At 58.5% G+C, this 18,144-nt stretch carries 21 protein-coding genes; 8 read left to right on the forward strand and 13 right to left on the reverse strand.

The features are described 5' to 3' along the window. Positions 1 to 46 precede the first annotated feature (46 nt). Entirely contained in the window at positions 47 to 415 is a 369-nt protein-coding gene (gene gcvH, locus HHJ16_RS03590) for a glycine cleavage system protein GcvH (RefSeq protein ID WP_293640688.1), read from the forward strand. A 32-nt stretch (positions 416 to 447) separates the two neighbouring features. Then, positions 448 to 3,342 (forward strand): aminomethyl-transferring glycine dehydrogenase, encoded by a 2,895-nt coding sequence (gcvP, locus tag HHJ16_RS03595; protein WP_293640690.1) that lies wholly within the window; start codon positions 448 to 450, stop codon positions 3,340 to 3,342. A gap of 127 nt (positions 3,343 to 3,469) precedes the next feature. Here the strand turns inward: gcvP and HHJ16_RS03600 are convergent, their stop codons facing one another. From HHJ16_RS03600 to HHJ16_RS03625, 6 genes are all read right to left on the reverse strand, one after another. After that, positions 3,470 to 4,699, reverse strand: a complete 1,230-nt coding sequence (locus HHJ16_RS03600; protein WP_293640693.1) for an FAD-binding domain-containing protein — start codon at positions 4,697 to 4,699, stop codon at positions 3,470 to 3,472. Continuing rightward, positions 4,686 to 6,257: a cryptochrome/photolyase family protein gene (locus HHJ16_RS03605; RefSeq protein ID WP_293640696.1), complete on the reverse strand. Its 1,572-nt coding sequence runs from the start codon at positions 6,255 to 6,257 to the stop codon at positions 4,686 to 4,688. The genes HHJ16_RS03600 and HHJ16_RS03605 overlap by 14 nt, the downstream gene beginning before the upstream one ends. Continuing rightward, on the reverse strand, positions 6,250 to 6,417 hold the full coding sequence (locus HHJ16_RS03610; protein WP_293640698.1) for a DUF2256 domain-containing protein: 168 nt from the start codon (positions 6,415 to 6,417) through the stop codon (positions 6,250 to 6,252). The genes HHJ16_RS03605 and HHJ16_RS03610 overlap by 8 nt, the downstream gene beginning before the upstream one ends. A 27-nt stretch (positions 6,418 to 6,444) precedes the next feature. Further along, positions 6,445 to 6,714, reverse strand: coding sequence for a TIGR03643 family protein (locus HHJ16_RS03615; protein WP_293640701.1), 270 nt, complete (start codon positions 6,712 to 6,714; stop codon positions 6,445 to 6,447). Beyond that, a complete protein-coding gene (locus HHJ16_RS03620; protein ID WP_293640804.1) occupies positions 6,707 to 7,366 on the reverse strand; it encodes a cupin domain-containing protein in 660 nt (219 codons plus the stop codon). The genes HHJ16_RS03615 and HHJ16_RS03620 overlap by 8 nt, the downstream gene beginning before the upstream one ends. Positions 7,367 to 7,516: 150 nt before the next feature. Next, positions 7,517 to 7,711: a hypothetical protein gene (locus HHJ16_RS03625; protein ID WP_293640704.1), complete on the reverse strand. Its 195-nt coding sequence runs from the start codon at positions 7,709 to 7,711 to the stop codon at positions 7,517 to 7,519. A gap of 143 nt (positions 7,712 to 7,854) precedes the next feature. Between HHJ16_RS03625 and HHJ16_RS03630 the strand changes: the two genes are divergently transcribed. Together HHJ16_RS03630 and HHJ16_RS03635 are read left to right on the forward strand one after the other, a co-directional pair. Next, the gene (locus HHJ16_RS03630) at positions 7,855 to 8,214 is read left to right on the forward strand and encodes a DUF2237 domain-containing protein (RefSeq protein ID WP_293640706.1); all 360 of its coding nucleotides are present in this window, start codon (positions 7,855 to 7,857) and stop codon (positions 8,212 to 8,214) included. A gap of 17 nt (positions 8,215 to 8,231) precedes the next feature. After that, the gene (locus HHJ16_RS03635; protein WP_293640708.1) at positions 8,232 to 8,453 is read left to right on the forward strand and encodes a TIGR02450 family Trp-rich protein; all 222 of its coding nucleotides are present in this window, start codon (positions 8,232 to 8,234) and stop codon (positions 8,451 to 8,453) included. A gap of 95 nt (positions 8,454 to 8,548) precedes the next feature. On the opposite strand, the gene HHJ16_RS03640 is transcribed toward HHJ16_RS03635, so the two are convergent. Both HHJ16_RS03640 and HHJ16_RS03645 read right to left on the reverse strand, forming a co-directional pair. Further along, the gene (locus HHJ16_RS03640) at positions 8,549 to 8,755 is read right to left on the reverse strand and encodes a hypothetical protein (protein ID WP_293640710.1); all 207 of its coding nucleotides are present in this window, start codon (positions 8,753 to 8,755) and stop codon (positions 8,549 to 8,551) included. Positions 8,756 to 8,809: 54 nt separating this feature from the next. Continuing rightward, positions 8,810 to 9,307: a glycine zipper 2TM domain-containing protein gene (locus HHJ16_RS03645; protein ID WP_293640712.1), complete on the reverse strand. Its 498-nt coding sequence runs from the start codon at positions 9,305 to 9,307 to the stop codon at positions 8,810 to 8,812. Positions 9,308 to 9,690: 383 nt separating this feature from the next. Between HHJ16_RS03645 and HHJ16_RS03650 the strand changes: the two genes are divergently transcribed. Both HHJ16_RS03650 and HHJ16_RS03655 read left to right on the forward strand, forming a co-directional pair. Continuing rightward, a complete protein-coding gene (locus HHJ16_RS03650; protein WP_293640806.1) occupies positions 9,691 to 11,721 on the forward strand; it encodes a bifunctional 2',3'-cyclic-nucleotide 2'-phosphodiesterase/3'-nucleotidase in 2,031 nt (676 codons plus the stop codon). Between the two features lie 451 nt (positions 11,722 to 12,172). Further along, positions 12,173 to 12,583: an FKBP-type peptidyl-prolyl cis-trans isomerase gene (locus HHJ16_RS03655; RefSeq protein WP_293640714.1), complete on the forward strand. Its 411-nt coding sequence runs from the start codon at positions 12,173 to 12,175 to the stop codon at positions 12,581 to 12,583. 38 nt (positions 12,584 to 12,621) lie between these two features. On the opposite strand, the gene arfB is transcribed toward HHJ16_RS03655, so the two are convergent. The 4 genes from arfB to HHJ16_RS03675 form a co-directional block, all read right to left on the reverse strand. After that, positions 12,622 to 13,032, reverse strand: coding sequence for an alternative ribosome rescue aminoacyl-tRNA hydrolase ArfB (gene arfB / locus HHJ16_RS03660; RefSeq protein WP_293640716.1), 411 nt, complete (start codon positions 13,030 to 13,032; stop codon positions 12,622 to 12,624). A 33-nt stretch (positions 13,033 to 13,065) separates the two neighbouring features. Next, positions 13,066 to 13,521: a type II 3-dehydroquinate dehydratase gene (gene aroQ, locus HHJ16_RS03665; protein WP_293640718.1), complete on the reverse strand. Its 456-nt coding sequence runs from the start codon at positions 13,519 to 13,521 to the stop codon at positions 13,066 to 13,068. Positions 13,522 to 13,638: 117 nt separating this feature from the next. Next, entirely contained in the window at positions 13,639 to 14,736 is a 1,098-nt protein-coding gene (gene aroC / locus HHJ16_RS03670) for a chorismate synthase (protein WP_293640720.1), read from the reverse strand. Between the two features lie 69 nt (positions 14,737 to 14,805). Further along, entirely contained in the window at positions 14,806 to 15,261 is a 456-nt protein-coding gene (locus HHJ16_RS03675) for a CBS domain-containing protein (RefSeq protein ID WP_293640722.1), read from the reverse strand. 219 nt (positions 15,262 to 15,480) lie between these two features. Between HHJ16_RS03675 and HHJ16_RS03680 the strand changes: the two genes are divergently transcribed. Together HHJ16_RS03680 and HHJ16_RS03685 are read left to right on the forward strand one after the other, a co-directional pair. Beyond that, entirely contained in the window at positions 15,481 to 16,794 is a 1,314-nt protein-coding gene (locus tag HHJ16_RS03680; RefSeq protein WP_293640724.1) for an O-acetylhomoserine aminocarboxypropyltransferase, read from the forward strand. 2 nt (positions 16,795 to 16,796) lie between these two features. Continuing rightward, complete coding sequence (locus tag HHJ16_RS03685; RefSeq protein ID WP_293640726.1) at positions 16,797 to 17,615, forward strand: alpha/beta hydrolase; 819 nt, start codon at positions 16,797 to 16,799, stop codon at positions 17,613 to 17,615. A gap of 78 nt (positions 17,616 to 17,693) precedes the next feature. Here the strand turns inward: HHJ16_RS03685 and HHJ16_RS03690 are convergent, their stop codons facing one another. Then, on the reverse strand, positions 17,694 to 18,092 hold the full coding sequence (locus tag HHJ16_RS03690; RefSeq protein WP_293640728.1) for a thioredoxin family protein: 399 nt from the start codon (positions 18,090 to 18,092) through the stop codon (positions 17,694 to 17,696). Positions 18,093 to 18,144: the final 52 nt, after the last annotated feature.

Consider the following 18,144-nt stretch of genomic DNA (forward strand, 5'->3'; position numbering starts at 1 on the left):
TTTTTTACCACTTGATTTTTCTTAACTGACCTCCCGGAGAACGCCCATGACGATCAAATACACCGAAGACCACGAATGGCTCAACATTGAAGGTGACACGGCCACTGTCGGCATCACCGTTCACGCACAAGACGCACTGGGCGATGTGGTCTTCGTAGAGCTGCCCGCCATCGGTACCGTCTTTGCCCAAAAGGAAACCGCCGGCGTGGTGGAGTCGGTCAAAGCCGCTGCGGATGTGTACATGCCGGTCAGCGGCGAAGTCGTGCAAGTCAACGAAGCGCTGCGCGACGATCCGTCGTTGGCCAATAGCGACCCGCTGGGCGCTGGCTGGTTCTTCAAGATCAAGGTATCTGACCCCTCCCAGCTGGACGCCTTGATGGACGAAACCAGCTACACGACTTTCTCGGCCGCCTAATTTTTCTCCAACGCTTTACACGGACACTCGACATGTTGATGCAATCCGCCAGGCCTCTGGGCGATCTAGAAAATCCTTCCGAATTTATTGCCCGTCACATCGGCATTGATGAGGCCGATGAAGCGCATATGCTTAGTGTGGTGGGCGCTGCCTCACGCCGCGCGCTGATCGACGGCATTGTGCCGCGCTCCATTGCGCGCAGCAGTGCCATGGCGATTCCACCACCCGTAACGGAAGCGGCGGCGCTGCATCAGCTGCAGGCGATTGCCGCAAAAAATCAGGTCTTTAAAAGCTTTATCGGCCAGGGCTACTATGGCACCTACACGCCTGGCGTCATCCTGCGCAACGTTCTCGAAAACCCGGCCTGGTACACCGCCTACACCCCCTACCAGGCGGAAATTTCACAAGGTCGCCTGGAAGCGCTTATCAACTTCCAGACCATGGTTTGCGACTTGACCGGCATGCCGGTTGCCAACGCCTCCATGCTCGATGAAGCCACGGCTGCTGCGGAGGCCATGACGCTGGCCAAGCGCAGCGTCAAAAACAAAAGCAATGTCTTTCTCGTGTCGGGAGATTGCCATCCCCAAACGATTGAAGTCATTCAAACCCGGGCAACCCCGCTGGGCATTGAAGTGAAGATCAGCACTGCAGCGGCCACCTTGCCACAGTTGATGGCGGAGGGCAATTACTTTGGCGTGCTAGCCCAATACCCGGCTACAACCGGCAGCATTCACGACTTGCGGCCGCTGGCTGGGCAGGCTCACGTCGACGGCGCCGTGCTGTGCGTTGCCGCTGATTTGCTGGCGCTGACGCTGCTTGCCCCCCCCGGCGAGTGGGACGCCGACATTGTGCTCGGCAGCACGCAGCGCTTTGGCATGCCTATGGGCAACGGCGGTCCTCATGCGGCCTATCTCGCTTGCCGCGACGAGCTCAAGCGCTCATTGCCTGGCCGGCTCGTCGGCGTGAGCGTTGATAGCCACGGCAACCCGACCTACCGCCTGGCGCTCCAGACCCGCGAGCAGCACATTCGCCGCGAAAAAGCGACGTCCAACATCTGCACCGCGCAGGTGCTGCCAGCCGTGATCGCCAGCATGTTTGCGGTCTACCACGGGCCGCAAGGTTTACGGCGAATTGCAGAACGCATCGCTGCCTACACCGCGATATTTGTACGCGGGCTGCAGGAGCTGGGTTACGAGATCTCCAGCAAGGGGGCCTTTGACTCCGTCACCGTCAAGACTGGCGATGCAACTAATTTGATAGCGGACCGGGCACATCAGTCGGGCGCCAACCTCCGTAACCGCCTCAACAACCACTTGGGCGTGTCGTTGGACGAAACCACCAGCCGCAGCGATATTGAGTTGCTCTGGTCGTTTTTTGCCAAGCCTGGCCAGTCCGTGCCGGTTGTCAGTGCCTTCGAAAAGGGCATTGAATCCCTGATTCCTGCAGACTTGCGCCGCACCAGCAAATTTCTGACTCATCCGGTGTTCAATACCCACCATTCGGAAACCAGCATGCTGCGCTACATCCGCATGCTCGGCGACAAGGACCTGGCGCTGGACCGCAGCATGATTCCTTTGGGCAGCTGCACTATGAAGCTCAACGCGACCAGTGAGATGATGCCCATCACCTGGCCCGAGTTTGCCAACATTCATCCCTTCGCGCCGCCGATCCAGTTACAAGGTTACGCCGAACTCGACCAGCAATTGCGCGACTGGTTGTGTCAGGCCACCGGCTACGCGGGTGTCAGTTTGCAACCCAATGCCGGCTCTCAGGGCGAATACGCCGGCTTGCTGGTCATCAAGGCCTTCCTTGAGGCCAACGGACAAGGTCACCGAAACATCTGCCTGATTCCCGCGTCGGCCCACGGCACCAACCCGGCCAGCGCACACATGGCGGGCATGACGGTAGTCGTGACCGCCTGCGATGCGCAGGGCAACGTGGACATGGTCGACCTCCGAGCCAAATGTGAACAGCACAGCGCCAACCTCGCTGCGGTGATGATTACTTACCCGAGTACCCACGGCGTATTCGAAACGCATGTCAAAGAACTCTGCCAGCTGGTGCATTCCCATGGCGGGCGAGTGTATGTGGACGGCGCCAACATGAACGCGCTGGTGGGTGTGGCGGCACCGGGCGAGTTCGGCGGCGACGTGAGCCACCTCAATTTGCATAAAACTTTTTGTATTCCACACGGTGGCGGTGGGCCTGGCATCGGGCCTGTGTGCGTGGTGGCCGATCTGGTGCCTTACCTGCCCGGTCATGCCACCGCAGGTATTCCGGTCAACGGTGTGGGCGCAATTTCGGCGGCCCCGCTGGGCAACGCGGCGGTACTTCCGATCAGCTGGATGTACTGCCGCATGATGGGCCCCGAGGGGCTAAAGCAGGCGACCGAAATCGCCATTTTGAGCGCCAATTACATCAGTGCACGACTCAAGGACCACTACCCTACCCTCTACGCCAGTGACAACGGGCACGTGGCGCACGAGTGCATTCTGGATTTGCGCCCGATGAAAGAAACGTCTGGCGTCACTGCCGAAGATGTCGCCAAGCGACTGATGGACTATGGCTTTCATGCGCCGACACTCAGTTTTCCGGTGCCAGGAACGCTGATGGTGGAGCCGACCGAAAGCGAAACCCTCGCCGAGCTGGACCGCTTTATTAACGCGATGATTGCGATTCGGGAAGAGATCCGAAAAGTTGAGGACGGTCAATGGCCGCAACACAACAACCCGCTGAAACATGCGCCGCACACCGCCGCCAGCCTGATGGGCGTCGACTGGGACCGTCCGTATTCACGCGAAATCGGCGCTTTTCCGTTGGCTACCCTGAAACAGGTCAAATACTGGCCGCCAGTCGGGCGCGTGGACAACGTCTATGGTGACCGTAACCTCGTTTGCTGCTGCCCGCCCCTGAGCGACCCCACCTGAGGACGCCACGGCAGGGGACGGGAGCCGTCGACCCATTACAGACGCGCAACGATCGCAGGCCGCCCGAAGTTCCCGCCCCCTAACCGTCATTCGAAAAGCGGCTAGATCCCGGTACCTGTGGCAGCGTTCAGATGACGCCGTTCTCAAGATATTTGTCGCTGCACGACTCACTTATCCGAGTTCGTTTCCACCAGTCAGAAAAGCTTCGGCAGTACACATTGACGGGGTCGAACAGGCAAAGCGGCTTGTAGGGCGCTGGAGATATAAGCCCCGCGCCATTCAACTGGTTGCGAAGCTGTTCAAGCACAGGGTCCACATGCGGGTCTGATTGCCATTGCACCGACCTGGCGGTCTGTAGCGCGAGTGCCATGCGTTCCACGCCGCCCCACCAAAGATTTTCTGTTTGAGTCCGCAGACCCTGGGTGATGAAGTTCCAGCGGCCTTCGCTCCAGGGTGTGGCGGCGTGGCAGGCATCAAAGCCAACACCGATGCGCACGGCATCCACTGGCATGCGGTCTTGGGCAGCGCCCAGCGACCAGGGGTGTAGCAGCCAGACATCGCGGCCGGAGACGGCAGCGCTGTCGGGTGGCAACCACCCGGTATGAGGCGGCGGCGTCACTCGGCGGGGGGGCTCGCCCATTCCCGAACCTGCATGACGTGCATCTTGCTTGTTGATGATGGGTTTGGTGTCGCGGGCAAACCGGTCCATGGTTTCATAGCTGGTGTCCAGCACCGTACCCGGGCTGTGCCAGTCAGAGGGTGCGAACTTGGCCACATTCCCGGCATTGAACAGGTAGGGCTTGCTGCTGCCGGTACCGGCCACCCACTGCCAGCTCAGGTAGTTGCTGGCGACATCGCCATCAAGCAGGTGGCCCAGCATCCACTGACCGCCGGTATGCCAGTGCACCTTGCGCAGGTGCACCAGGTAGCTGGCCAGCCACATGCGGGCATGGTTGTGCACATAGCCCGTGGCATACAGCTCGCGTACCGCCAGATCGATGGCGGGAATGCCGGTGCGGGCCTCAAGCACATCGATGGGCATTTCGTATTGGTAGGCATCGTCGGGCAGTAGCCCGGGGCGCAGCGATTGGTGAATGCCGTCGCCCAGCTGCGCCCACACATGCCGGAAGTAGGCGCGCCAGCCGAGCTCGAACACGAACTTGTGTTGGGCGTGCAGCGGGTGGCGCGCATGTACTGCGGCAAACACCTCGGGCAAGCCCAGAAAACCGTGGGTCAGGTAAGGCGACAGCCTGGTGACTGCGCCGTCCAGCGCATTGCGGGTGCGGGCATAGTCATCGGGTTGCACCGCCGCCAGGCGCACTTGGGCAGCCTGCCGGGTGGGTTCAAAGCTGGGCATGGCGGTGTGCGGTCGCTTGGGTGGTGATGGCGTCGCGCGCCGGACCCTCCAGCCGCGCCAGGTTTTTTAGTTGCATGGCCATGCGCGGGTTTTTTTTGAGCAGACTTTCGTGTCGAATCAAAAAGTCCCAGTACAGCGTGGTGTAGGGGCAGGCGGTTGCGCCGGTGGATTGCGCCGGGTCGTACTGGCAGCCCTTGCAGTGGTTGCTCATGCGCTGGATGTATTTTCCGCTGGCCACATAGGGCTTGCTGGCCATCAGCCCGCCATCGCCAAACTGACTCATGCCCAGGGTGTTGGGAAGCTCCACCCACTCGACGGCATCAACATAGACACTGAGGTACCAGGCATGCACGGCCTGCGGCTTCACGCCCAGCAGCAGGGCATACAGCCCGGTCACCATCAGCCGCTGGATGTGGTGGGCGTAGCCGTGTTCCAGGGTTTGGCTAATGGCATCTTTCAAGCAAGCCATGTCGGTGTCGCCAGTCCAGTACCACGCGGGCAGCGCAGCCTGTGCATCCAGCGCATTGCGTTCCAGGTAGCTGGGCATCTGCGTCCAGTAAATTCCGCGCACAAACTCGCGCCAGCCCAAAATTTGCCGGACAAAGCCTTCCACCGCCGCCAGCGGCGCGTCGCCCGCCCGCAAGGCTTCTTCGGCGGCTTGAACCACCTCGCGCGGGTTCAAGAGCTTGAGGTTGAGCGCGCTGCTCAAGTGGGAGTGGTAGAGCCAGGCCTCGCCCGACCACATGGCGTCTTCATACTGACCAAAGAGCGGCAAGCGTTGTGCAATGAAAGTTTGCAGGGCCTTCAAAGCCTGGACGCGGGTAACCGGCCAGCCAAAGCTGTGCAGCGTACCCGGGTGGCTGGCAAATTGGGTGTTGATCATTGCGATCACTTCCTGCGTGGTGGCATCCGGCGCAAAGCGGGTCGGGGGCGGCAGGTTCTGCGGCCCCGTCTTGCCAAAGGATTCACGGTTGTCGGCATCAAAGTTCCACTTTCCGCCCACCGGTTCTTTCCCCTCCATCAGGATCCCGTGTTCGCGCCGCAGTTCGCGGTACCAGTACTCCAGACGCAGTTGTTTGCGGTCTTTTGCATGCACCGCGAACTCGCGTACGGTGCTAAAAAAATGGGTGTCGTCACGCAACTCCAGGTCTAACTGGTGCTGGGTTGCCACGGCGCGCAGGCTTTGCAGCACGCGCCAGTCGCCCGGGGCCGTCAGGATCAGCGCAGCCGGTTGCAGCTGCGCTATCGCCTTGCCAAGTTCCAGCGGCAGCGAGCCCAGGTTGCCCCCATCGTCCAGCCGGGTGTAGTGCACTGGCATCCTTTGCGTGCGCAGGTGTTCGGCAAAGTGACGCATGGCGCTTAAAAACACCGCAATGCGCTGTTTGGCCGACCAGACGTGGGTGGACTCCTCTGCCACCTCAGCCATCCAGACAACATCTTGGGACGCGTCAAAGTCCTTTAGAGCGGTGGACTGCTCATCAAGCTGGTCGCCCAACACGATGACGAGATGGCGCACCTTGGCAGGAAGCGAAGTGGAACTTGCTTTGGCTTTAGCCATGTTTAACCTTTTCGTTTTTTTTGGCTCGGCAGGCATCCGAGCAGTACAACACCGAGTCCCAGTTCTTGGCCCAGGCTTTGCGCCAGGTCATGCTGCGGCCGCACACCAGGCACAGCTTGCTGGGGAGGGATTGTTTGTTGCCCTTGAAATCGTTTTTCATGGGGGTGTATCAAGCGACCAGCGCCGCTTACTGCCGCGTATGGCTTGCGCGATGGCGCAGCATTCCGACGCTGCGCAGTCCAGCATGTTTGGTCACACGGCCCGCCATCCGCTTGCGCCACATCCTGAAGGAGGAAGGCTTCATCTGAAGCCGCATGAGCGAAACTACCGCAGACTCGTTCAGCCCAAACTGCACCTCAATCGCCTCGAAAGTGGTGCGGTCTTCCCAGGCCATCTCCACGATACGGGAGATGTCCGCATCAGTGAGCAGCGCCATGGCTGCGTCAAGGCTAGGCATCCAGAAGATGCCCTGTTTTCACCAGTATCAGGCAGCCTTCACGGCTGAATGGCTGGTGCTGGCTTAGGTGGGGGCTACGCAGCCAGCTACCCTGCGGGTAGTGGCCATGCTCATCCGAGAAGACGCCTTCCAGCACAAAAATTTCTTCACCACCGTAATGCCGATGGGGGTTGAAATAGGTGTCGGGCGCCCACCGCACCAGGGCAGTGTGACAGGTGCCGAACTCGTTCAGGGGCAAAACGGTGAGTCCCGGCACCATACCTTGACGCCACGGTGACTGCCGCGTCGGCACGACTACACGCGTTTGATCCTGCGGATCCAGGTGGCGCAGTTTCACAAACAGGATGCAGCCATCTTCCGAAAAAGGTGCATGCGCGGAACCGGGCGGGTTCTTGAGATAGGTACCCGGCCCGTAGACACCCGATTCGTCGCTCAAGGTGCCTTCCAGCACCAGGATTTCTTCGCCCAAGTCGTGGCTGTGGGCATCAAAGCGGGCACCAGCGGTGTAGCGAACCACAGAGGTTGCACGCGCCACTTCGCCGCCGATACGCTCGAGCAAGCGGCGATGCACCAGCGGCGATGGCGAGGCCTGCCATGGCAGGCTGTTGCTGTCCACGACGCAACGCTGCGAAAAGTCGGCATTCAATTGCAGCTCGTTCATTGGATCACTCCCCTCGCACCCACATTGCAAAAAAGACGGACAACCAGGGCGAGCACCCGCCGAGGTCGCAGTGGATAGCCCCCCATAAAGCTCAGACTAGTTGCGCCGTAGCCGGGCCCCTGAGCCCATTCGGTTGGGTGCTTAAGTACTGTTGCGGGCATTGGGTTTTGCTTCCTGATTCAGTTGCTTGTGCAGCGCCTCGGGCGCTAAAAAAGGGGCACCGCTTTGGCTGGGTCGACACATTTTTTCCCCGTTCCACTGTTGGCCGCACCAGCAGTGTCCCTGGGCATCGATGATGCAGGTACCGCTACCACAGCAGCGTTTGTCGTCTTCCATATTCGGCTCTCGATAGGTGTTTGGCTAGATTGTTTGAATGCCCGCAAGAACCAAGCTGGTATGGGCCCTATGGCAGCATTCATGCTTCGGCAATTTTGCCCGTTTCCGGATTTCGCAGCCGGGTTTGAGGATATTGAATCGACATGACTGCATTGAACGTCCTGGGCGGCCCGCTGGCAGCCTGCTCTTTTGACCCGTTGACCGGGTTCTTTCGGGATGGCTGTTGCCAGACGGACGAACAGGACCACGGAACCCATGTGGTGTGCGCGCGGGTTACGGCAACGTTTCTGGCGTATTCCCTCAGGCGCGGCAATGATCTGACCACGCCCCGCCCGCAGAACCGGTTTGCTGGATTAAAGCCTGGAGACCGTTGGTGTTTGTGCGCACTGCGCTGGAAAGAAGCTTTGCTGGCGGGTGTTGCGCCTCCGGTTCATCTGGAGGCAACCCACTCCAAGGCACTGGAGATCGTGACGCTGGAACAACTGAAGCAGAATGCTGTTTAAACGTTTTTCAGAACTTTATGAACCCCTTGCACCCCAAGAAGCTGCTATTGACAAAATGGACGGCAGTCAAGCCGGTGTCCAGAAACAAGCATTTCCTCGTCTCCAAGGTGATAGCACCGGAACCGCCCGAGTTGGTGATCGAGTGGGTGGAATTGGAAGCGGTGTATTCAAAAGCAGTGACCCGCATTAACTGGCGGGAACTGCGGGACGAGACGCTTTGGCGTCAGGGCTGGGTTTGAAACAGGGCTCGACTTGCATACCTGGTTGAAAGATCAACTTCCGCTCCGGGCATGGACAGGTTGATAGTCGACAACGGCAAAGAGGGCCTGCCGGACTAGGCCATCCAGGGCGCGAGCTCGCGTTGTTCGACTTGGGCTTGTCCACCAACCCACCACGAAGATTCGAGCGGTATCGACAAGCCATGCTTCGGTGGTCCGCCTACTCCGTGCAGCCCGAACCGGGTGGATCGCATGCGATCCACCAAATCAAACACAATGACCGCAACCAACCCTAAAAACATGCGGGCATTGATGCTGGCCACCCTGGTTTCAGTCGCCCGGTCTAACTAGCCTGCCGGGCTTCTGTATCCAAGGTCTTATGGATTGCGCTTGGCAATTTCATTGCCGAGGTATCCGCCACCCACAGCCCCGGCGATAGTGGCCAGGGTCTTGCCATTGCCACCACCCACCTGATTGCCCAGCAGTCCTCCGACCACCGCGCCTACGCCAATGCCAATAGGGCTATTTTGTGCAACCGGTGCCGCAGGCGCGGGTTGTCGGTAGGCAGGGGCCTGGGAATACTGTTGGCCGGACTGCGCCTGTGCGGGCTGAGCTGTGTGGTGATGCACCACCGTTTTGTGCATTTCGCCCTCGTAGCGGGCGGCCGGAGCCGCTGCAAGTTGCTGCGTGGGTGCAGCTATCGGCGCGACGGCCGGGGCCTGTGCAGTCACAGGCGCGGTTTGTGCAGCGGTGGCATGCGAATTCGGTAAAACGCCAGTGATAGCTGCAACGCCCAGCAAGCTCACGAGCATTACCGACACGGCCGCGCCCGCCATCAAGGGGTGGATGCGGTTCGAGGGTTGATTCATTTCCATTTGATACTCCAGTTGATCAGCCTGCTTGACGGCCTGTAGATTCACAACGCGCGACTCCGCGGGAAAAGTGACGCAAAAGACATTTCAGATGTAACGGAGTTCAACAAATACCCAACCCAGAGGGCTCGCCTGCCCGCATCAAGTTTTTGGTCAGCAAAGTGGCGTCGATTTCTATAATCCGGGCACCCGTCATCGACCCTGAGTGGGTGTTCGCCAAGGTCCAAGTCACCCGTGACCAGTCAGTGGCAACGGCTTTACTAGATAGCTGCGAAAAGTTGGAACACAGCTGCCATTTCATAAAACATTCATGCTGCATTCACCTGGGTGACACAGTGAACGATGAAACTGGTTCGACTCCAATTGGGAGCTTTCAGGAAAACCTCATGCTCGAAAAGAAATGCGTTCACTTTGGGTCGTTATTCCCAGCGCTGATATTTATTCTGACGTTCCTAAGTGGTTGCGGCGGGACGGATGTAGCCACCCTACCCGCCAACACGACAGCAACTATGGCGGTGCTAGAAACCACCGATATGCATACCAATGTCATGAGCTATGACTACTTCAAACTTGCTGAAGACAAATCGCTTGGGTTCGAACGAGTCGCGACGCTGATCAACAACGCACGAGCAGAATTTCCCAACAACGTCTTATTGGACAATGGCGACACAATCCAGGGTACGGCTTTAGCTGACTACCAGGCACTGATTAAACCGGTATCCTGCAGCGAAACGCTGGCGATGTACAAAGTGATGAACCAGTTCAAGTACGACGGTGGGGGTGTTGGCAACCATGAGTTCAATTACGGCCTGCCCTCCTTGAACCAGGTAACCGGTAGCCACTTTGACGTTGAAGGTGTGACCAACGGTGCAACCCCTTGCGCCGGGCCGAACTTCCCGCTGGTATTGGCTAACATCTATAGCGTCAAGTCCAAAGCTCCGTTATTTGCGCCTTATCAAATCGTTACCAAAACAATTACCGCAACGTCACCCGACGGAAAAACTGTGACGGCGCCACTCAAAGTAGGCATCATTGGTTTTGCGCCTCCCGCTATCACCGCATGGGACAAACGCTGGCTCGAAGGAAAAATCTATACCGAAGGCTTTGTCGAAGCTGCCAACAAATACATCCCTGAAATGCGCAGTAAAGGTGCCGAACTTGTGGTGGCACTGGCGCATGGTGGCATAGACAATTCAGCCTACTCACAAACCATGGAGAGCCCCAACTGGTATTTGTCCCAAGTGGCTGGAATTGATGCCCTGTTAATGGGACATTCCCATCAGCTATTCCCAAATGCAACCAGCACTGTGGGGCAATTCAACTTGCCTGGGGTAGATAAAGTCAAAGGGACGGTCAACGGGGTACCAACCGTCATGGCGAATTACTGGGGCAAAGCCTTGGGTGTCATCAAACTGAAATTAGTTTATGACGGCAGCAAATGGACGGTGGACAAAACAGGTACAACCGTCGAAGCCCGCTCGATTCAAAATGCAGACAAGTCCTATGTAGTGGTCGACAGCGTCGTAGCAGCGACCATAGCGACCGAGCATATTGCCACCATTGCGTACGTCAAGACACCTATCGGCAGTACTAATTTTGGCATGCACAGCTACTTCGCTGACGTTGGAGATGTATCGGCTATCGAGGTTGTCAATCAGGCACAAGCCAGTTATGTGGCTGACTACGTGAATGCCAATCTGCCCCAATACAAGTCATTGCCGGTTCTGTCAGTGAGCGCTCCGTTTAAGAGCGGCTTTGCTGGCGGAAGCGACTTTACAGATGTAGCGCAAGGCAATGTGGCAATCAACAATGCTGCAGACTTGTATCTCTACCCCAATACCGTTTACGCGGTGCGCGTGCAAGGCAGCGACATAAAGAATTGGCTGGAAACCGCTGCCAAACGTTTTAACCGGATTGATCTGGCCAAGGCGACGGATCAAGCACTGGTCAGCACCTTCCCGGGCTATAACTTTGATATGTTTAGCTCGCCAGACATCAAGTATGAGATTGATGTCACACAAGCTTTAAATTCCCGCATTAAAAATCTCACTTACAAGGGTGCGGCGATTGACTCAGCGGCGTACTTCATCATCGCCACCAACAACTACCGCGCCAGTGGTGGTGGCAGCGTCCCGGGCATCGATGGCAGCAAGACGATTTATGCCTCACCAGATGCCAACCGTGACGTGCTGATCAATTACATCAAAACTACCAAAGCGTTGACACTGACTAATAACGGCTCGGACCGGAGCTGGAGTTTCACCAAAGTCACTCCAGCGGGACGCGTAACGTTTAAATCAGCGCCAAATAAACTATCGCTCGCAGCAGCTGCCGGGCTGACCAATATCTCATCCCTCAATAATGACGATGGTAGCGGAAGAAATTTGGCTGACTACGCCATTGATCTTTCAAGGTGACAAGGCCGCAACATTGTCAGCCACAAGGCCAGCGCGGAATGCCATACGCCATACGCAATACTCGAAGATGGCGTAACACGATCTGCGTTTGACATCATTCTCATTTTCCTGGATACCCCTCTGGGGATACACAAGAAACCGCCCAGTTTTAAAGCCGACTGTCGCGAGCGATTGGTGTGAACACGCTTCAGTCAATCAATCACGGCACCCCGCAGTCAACCCAGACACAAGAAAAATCTGCCGACAGTCCAAACGGGACCGCTGCAAAAAGCTATTTATTCGATCGCATTTCCAGTCCGTCGGCAGCCGGCACGCAGAGGGCTTTAAGCCACTGCATGGCAACACTTGCCGCAAGGCGGATTGCATCAGCACGCACCAGCCGAGGATAATTGAGCTGGACGGCATCAACCGCGCTCACCTTCCATCCCGCAACCAACCACCCACAGTCAAAATGAAAACTATGAAATCAACGCTTACCCTGCTCGCCCTCGCCGCCTTGGCGTCCAACGCTGTTGCTGTTTCTGCGCCTGAAACACTTCCGTCGGGCGTAAAGATTGTTCACACCGTCGATGGCACCGGGCCACTGCCAAAAGCCTCAGACTCCGTCAAGGTGCACTACCGTGGAACGCTGGCCGATGGCAAAGAGTTTGACAGTTCCTACAAGCGCGGCACCCCCGCCACTTTCCCGCTCAATCGGGTCGTGCCCTGCTGGACCGAAGGCCTGCAAAAAATCAAGGTCGGTGGTAAAGCCACGCTAACCTGCCCGCCAGCTACCGCCTATGGCGAGCGCGGCGCTGGCGGTGTGGTTCCCCCCAACGCCACGCTGACGTTTGAAGTCGAGCTGCTGGCCATCGAAAAGTAAAAAGCAGCATCAGCCGGTTTATGTTGAAGGGTTCCCGCTCAGTCGCTGATTTTTCCGCGCTGGTTCTTGATACTTGAGCGCTGGCTTTTGCTTTCAAGGCGGCGCTGCCGGGAGCCGTAGGTAGGTTTGGTCGCACGCCTCGGTTTGGGCGGGTTGGAGACGCCGTCCACCACGTCCTGCAAACGTGCCAATGCATCCGAACGGTTCATCTCCTGGGTGCGATGTTGCTGCGCCTTAAGAATCAATACGCCGTCCTGGCTGATGCGGCTGTCGCTAAGCGCGAGCAGCCGGCCTTTGATCTCATCGGGCAGCGACGAGGCAGCAATGTCGAAGCGCAGGTGCACCGCGCTCGAGACCTTGTTGACGTTCTGGCCACCGGCACCTTGCGCCCGGATGGCATTGAATTCCACCTCGCGCTCGTCCACCGGAAACTTTAGTGGCAGTGGCATAGGGTCAGGGCCTGGCAGGTTTTATCAAGCGGTTCAGATTGGTTCGGCCAACTCTGCGAGGCCAGCAATGGCCAGAGCGTAACCTTTGATGCCGAATCCGGCCATCACGGCTTTCGCCGCCGGTGCGATATAGGAGTGGTGACGAAATGACTCGCGCGCATGCACGTTGCTGATGTGCAGTTCAATCAGCGTCACGCCGGCGCCCTTAATCGCGTCATGCAGCGCAACACTGGTGTGTGTGTAGGCTCCGGCGTTAAGCACCACACCGGCCAGCGTGCCGGCAGCCTGAGCCCGCCCGGCCTCGTGAATCGCGTCGATCAGCGTGCCCTCGTGGTTGCTCTGCCTGAAGTCGAGTTTGAAGCCATGGGCGGCGCAAGCCTCGGCGCACAGCGCCTCCACATCCGCCAGCGTTTGCGAACCGTACACAGCGGGTTCGCGCGTCCCGAGTAAATTGAGATTCGGGCCGTTCAGGACCAAGGCGGTTTTCATGACGAAGGTCTTTCCAGTATGTTTTTCCGATATCACTATAACTTTTATAGCTGATGACGCCCAGTCCACTTGCGCTACTGGTCAGTCTGACTCAAAAAAAAACTGTTTTATTGTGAGTCAGCGGCGCGCTCGCATGATGTCAGGCGTGGCCACCTGCACGTCGGCATTTTGCGCACGCTGGCGCAGCGCATGCTCCATCACAACCAGCGCCAGCATGGCTTCGGCGATTGGCGTGGCGCGAATGCCGACGCACGGGTCGTGCCGGCCCTTGGTCACCACTTCTGCGGGATGGCCTGCCGTGTCAATCGACTGGCGTGGCGTGAGAATGGAGCTGGTGGGCTTGATGGCGATGGACACTTCGAGGTCTTGCCCCGTACTGATTCCGCCCAGTACGCCGCCGGCGTTATTGGATTTGAAGCCTTCTGGCGACAGCGCATCGCCATGCGTAGTACCGCGCTGCGCAACGCTGCCAAATCCAGCCCCGATTTCTACCCCCTTGACCGCGTTGATCCCCATCATGGCGAACGCGATATCGGCGTCCAGCTTGTCAAACAGCGGCTCGCCCAAGCCGACAGGTACCGCCGATGCTGTCACACGGATACGTGCGCCGCAGGAGTCGCCGGCCTTGCGCAAGGCGTCCATATACGACTCCAGCGCTGAAACGTCTGCCACTGGAGCAAAAAATGGGTTGTTGGGTACGTGCGACCAGGATTCGAAAGTGATCGCCACGTCGCCAATCTGCGTCATGCAACCGCGAAAAGTAGTGCCATATTTTTCAAACAACCATTTTTTTGCCACGGCGCCGGCTGCCACCATAGGCGCCGTCAGGCGGGCCGAAGCCCTCCCGCCGCCGCGCGGGTCGCGACGGCCGTATTTGTGCAGGTAGGTGTAGTCAGCATGACCGGGACGGAAGGTCTCCACAAGGTTGCCGTAGTCTTTGCTGCGCTGATCGGTGTTTTTTATTAACAGGCAAATCGGCGTGCCAGTGGTCTTTCCTTCGTAGACGCCCGACAGGATTTCAACCGCATCTGCTTCGTTCCGCTGGGTCACGTGGCGGCTGGTGCCTGGGCGGCGACGGTCCAGATCCTGCTGAATATCGGCCTCGCTGAGCGACAACCCCGGCGGGCAGCCATCAATCACGCAACCAATGGCCGGGCCGTGGGATTCACCAAAGTTGGTGACAGCGAAAAGAGTTCCAAAAGTATTACCGCTCATACAAGGATTATCCCTGAGGGTGCTGGTCTTCGCGCAACGCTCTGAGGCGGCCAACCGCGAGGCGGCCGATCAGCTTTCCTGGGCGTCGTCTTCAACGGGCCAGTCACGGATGTAAGCCTTGAGCATCTTGTTTTCGAAGTTCTGGCTGTCCACCACCGCTTTGGCCACGTCGTAAAAACTGATCACGCCCATCAACATTCTGTTGTCCATCACCGGCATGTAGCGGGCATGGCGGTCCAGCATCATGCGACGCACTTCGTCCATGGCGGTTTCCGAGGTGCAGGTGAGCGGGTGGTCATCCATGGCCTTGCGCACCCGTGTAGTGCCAATTTCTCCGCCATTTTTGACGATGCAGACAAGTACTTCGCGGAAGGTCAGCATGCCGACAAGGTCGCCATGCTCCATCACGACGAGCGACCCGATGTCCTTCTCCGCCATGATTTCAGCAGCCTTGGCCAGCGGTTCATCCGGCTGAACGGTGTAGAGGGTGTTGCCTTTGACGCGCAGGATGTCTAGAACCTTCATCGCTATCTCCTCGATTGTTTTACCTGTCTCTTACCTAAGGGTTCCGCCGCATCGCGGTAGCCAAAATTTGAGTTCAAATATAGACCACAATCATACGGCTGGCTATGATGATTTTTCAGTTCTGCCTTGCACTTCGGTGCTGTCCGCCGTTCCTTTTTCACCGCTCTCCCACGGCAGCCTCCGATTCCGATTACGCTTTTTTGTACTGGAGACGAACTCATGCCCGGTTATTCAGACCCCGCTTTTGACACCTTGGCGTTGCACGCAGGTGCGGCCCCGGACCCTTCCACTGGCGCACGCGCTGTACCGATTCACCTCACCACCTCGTTTGTATTCGAGTCCAGCGACCATGCCGCCAGCCTCTTCAACCTGGAACGCGCGGGGCATGTGTATTCCCGCATCAGCAACCCCACCAACGCGGTGCTCGAGCAACGGGTGTCAGCACTCGAAGGCGGCATCGGCGCCATTGCCACCGCCAGCGGACAAGCCGCACTGCACTTGAGCATTGCCACGCTGATGGGGGCCGGCTCGCACATCGTGGCGAGCACCGCACTTTACGGAGGCTCGCAAAACCTCTTGCACTACACCTTGCGTCGCTTCGACATTGAGACCACGTTTGTGAAACCGGGCGACCTCGATGGCTGGCGCGCTGCCGTGCGGCCCAACACCAAGCTGTTTTTTGGCGAAACGGTCGGCAACCCTGGCCTTGAGGTGCTGGATATCCCTGCCGTATCCGCCATCGCCCACCAGGCGGACGTGCCGCTGCTGGTCGATTCCACGCTCACCTCCCCCTGGCTCATCAGACCTTTTGACCACGGCGCTGATCTGATCTACCACTCGGCCACCAAGTTTTTAAGCGGCCACGGCACGGTCATCGGCGGCATCGTGGTGGACGGTGGCAGCTTTGACTGGGACAAGTCAGGCAAGTTTGCCGAGCTGACCGAGGCCTACGACGGTTTTCACAACATGGTGTTCAGCGAGGAAAGCAGCGTCGGCGCCTTTTTGTTGCGCGCTCGGCGCGAGGGCCTGCGCGACTTCGGTGCCTGCATGAGCCCGCACACCGCCTGGCTGATTCTGCAAGGGATTGAAACCCTGCCCTTGCGCATGGCGCGCCATATGGGCAATACAGAAAAAGTCGTGGAGTTTCTGGCCAGCCACCCCTTTGTTTCACGGGTAGGCCACCCGATGCTTGAATCGCACCCGAGCCATGCGCTGGCTAAAAAGTTGCTGCCGCGCGGCGCTGGCTCGGTATTCAGCTTCGACATCAAGGGAGATCGTGCGCAAGGCAAAGCCTTCATTGATGGGCTCAAGATATTTAGTCACCTGGCCAACGTAGGCGACTGCCGCAGCCTGGTGATCCACCCTGCCAGCACAACCCACTTTCGCATGACCGATGAAGCACTGCTAAGCGCGGGCATCACGCAGGGAACGATTCGCCTGTCGATTGGGCTGGAAGACCCTGACGACCTGATTGAGGACCTCAAGCGTGCCTTGCGGGCCGCCGAGAAAATGGCACCGAAAGCGGAGGTCTGAGCATGCAGATCAACGTCAACGGCCATACTACTTACTGCTACACCGGCGGCCAACTTTTCGATGCTGCAAAGCCCACTGTGGTCTTCATCCACGGGGTGCTGAACGACCACAGCGTCTGGATATTACAAAGCCGTTACCTCGCTCACCATGGCTGGAACGTGCTCGCGCTAGACCTGCCGGGCCACTGCCGAAGCGAAGGAGAGGCGCCTTCCACCGTGGAAGAAGCGGCGCACTTTATCGCCGCTTTGCTCGACGCGGCCGGTGTGAAGCGTGCGGCACTAGTGGGCCACAGCTGGGGTTCATTGATCGCACTCGAAACCGCCTCCCAGCTCAAAAACCGCGTCAGCCACCTGGTGCTGGTGGGTACGGCCTTTCCGATGAAGGTGTCGCAGGCGTTGCTTGACGCCTCGATCAACGAACCGATGAAAGCCCTGACCATGATCAACGTGTTCTCCCGCAGCACGCTGGCCCCGCCGCCCTCTGCGCTTGGCCCGGGCACCTGGGTTTATGGCCTCAGCATCGCACTGGGCCGCCGAGTGCTGGCGAGCAACCGGAAGGTGAACGTGTTCCACCGCGGCTTCAACGCCTGCGACAGCTACGCCAATGGCGAAGTGGCGGTGCAAGGCATTAGCTGCCCGGTATTGTTTCTGCTTGGGGCGCAAGACCAGATGACGCAGCCAAAAGCCGCGCAAGGGCTTATCGCTGCCGCACGAAACGCTGGCAAACACGTGCAGGTGGTTAGTCTGGAGGTCGGTCACCACCAGATGACCGAGGCGCCGGATAAGACGCTGTTTGCGATTCGGGATTTCCTTCAGACGTGAGCTCGCTTGCCACCCTCCGTACCTAAATTTGACATTGGCGAACGACATTGCGGCGCTTAGAGCCCGCTGCTCACCGATTCAGTCGTTGACCTTGACCCAGTAGTCGGGCGCAGCGCGCAAAGCTTCCAGCAGCAGCCGTGTGGCGGGCGCATCGGGCCTCGCCTGAAGGCTTGAGCGCTGCAGCGAGTCCAACAGGCGCGCCAAGGTTTCCGCATGCGGCGTCAACGGACCGAAAAAGCGCGTGCCGTCCCGATCGGCAATCAACAGCGTGGGAAAGGTCTCCACGTCCAGGTCACCCACCAGATCGGCCTGGTCCTCAATGTCCAGCCAGGCAAAGCGACTTTCAGGATAGCGCGCCGCGACCTCCGAAAACACGCTTTTGTAATCCCCGCAGAGATCGCACCAGGCCGCGCACAGGCAGATCACCCAACTACCGGGGTCGGCTGCGTCAATGTCAGGTGCAGAAGTAGAACTCATGGGAAAATTTAATGTCGGGGGAGAGTGGATGCCATGGTACGGTGCCCGTCTG

Origin of the sequence: Polaromonas sp., from assembly GCF_012927485.1 — a bacterium.
In the GTDB taxonomy this organism is placed as follows: Bacteria; Pseudomonadota; Gammaproteobacteria; order Burkholderiales; family Burkholderiaceae_C; genus Polaromonas.

What these genes read in the sequence shown, in the direction of transcription:
- gcvH (WP_293640688.1), top strand. Translation starts at nt 47, where the DNA reads ATGACGATCAAATACACCGAAGACCACGAATGGCTCAACATTGAAGGT.
- gcvP (WP_293640690.1), top strand. Translation starts at nt 448, where the DNA reads ATGTTGATGCAATCCGCCAGGCCTCTGGGCGATCTAGAAAATCCTTCC.
- HHJ16_RS03600 (WP_293640693.1), bottom strand. Translation starts at nt 4,699, where the DNA reads ATGCCCAGCTTTGAACCCACCCGGCAGGCTGCCCAAGTGCGCCTGGCG.
- HHJ16_RS03605 (WP_293640696.1), bottom strand. Translation starts at nt 6,257, where the DNA reads ATGGCTAAAGCCAAAGCAAGTTCCACTTCGCTTCCTGCCAAGGTGCGC.
- HHJ16_RS03610 (WP_293640698.1), bottom strand. Translation starts at nt 6,417, where the DNA reads ATGAAAAACGATTTCAAGGGCAACAAACAATCCCTCCCCAGCAAGCTG.
- HHJ16_RS03615 (WP_293640701.1), bottom strand. Translation starts at nt 6,714, where the DNA reads ATGCCTAGCCTTGACGCAGCCATGGCGCTGCTCACTGATGCGGACATC.
- HHJ16_RS03625 (WP_293640704.1), bottom strand. Translation starts at nt 7,711, where the DNA reads ATGGAAGACGACAAACGCTGCTGTGGTAGCGGTACCTGCATCATCGAT.
- HHJ16_RS03630 (WP_293640706.1), top strand. Translation starts at nt 7,855, where the DNA reads ATGACTGCATTGAACGTCCTGGGCGGCCCGCTGGCAGCCTGCTCTTTT.
- HHJ16_RS03635 (WP_293640708.1), top strand. Translation starts at nt 8,232, where the DNA reads ATGAACCCCTTGCACCCCAAGAAGCTGCTATTGACAAAATGGACGGCA.
- HHJ16_RS03645 (WP_293640712.1), bottom strand. Translation starts at nt 9,307, where the DNA reads ATGGAAATGAATCAACCCTCGAACCGCATCCACCCCTTGATGGCGGGC.
- HHJ16_RS03650 (WP_293640806.1), top strand. Translation starts at nt 9,691, where the DNA reads ATGCTCGAAAAGAAATGCGTTCACTTTGGGTCGTTATTCCCAGCGCTG.
- HHJ16_RS03655 (WP_293640714.1), top strand. Translation starts at nt 12,173, where the DNA reads ATGAAAACTATGAAATCAACGCTTACCCTGCTCGCCCTCGCCGCCTTG.
- arfB (WP_293640716.1), bottom strand. Translation starts at nt 13,032, where the DNA reads ATGCCACTGCCACTAAAGTTTCCGGTGGACGAGCGCGAGGTGGAATTC.
- aroQ (WP_293640718.1), bottom strand. Translation starts at nt 13,521, where the DNA reads ATGAAAACCGCCTTGGTCCTGAACGGCCCGAATCTCAATTTACTCGGG.
- aroC (WP_293640720.1), bottom strand. Translation starts at nt 14,736, where the DNA reads ATGAGCGGTAATACTTTTGGAACTCTTTTCGCTGTCACCAACTTTGGT.
- HHJ16_RS03675 (WP_293640722.1), bottom strand. Translation starts at nt 15,261, where the DNA reads ATGAAGGTTCTAGACATCCTGCGCGTCAAAGGCAACACCCTCTACACC.
- HHJ16_RS03680 (WP_293640724.1), top strand. Translation starts at nt 15,481, where the DNA reads ATGCCCGGTTATTCAGACCCCGCTTTTGACACCTTGGCGTTGCACGCA.
- HHJ16_RS03685 (WP_293640726.1), top strand. Translation starts at nt 16,797, where the DNA reads ATGCAGATCAACGTCAACGGCCATACTACTTACTGCTACACCGGCGGC.
- HHJ16_RS03690 (WP_293640728.1), bottom strand. Translation starts at nt 18,092, where the DNA reads ATGAGTTCTACTTCTGCACCTGACATTGACGCAGCCGACCCCGGTAGT.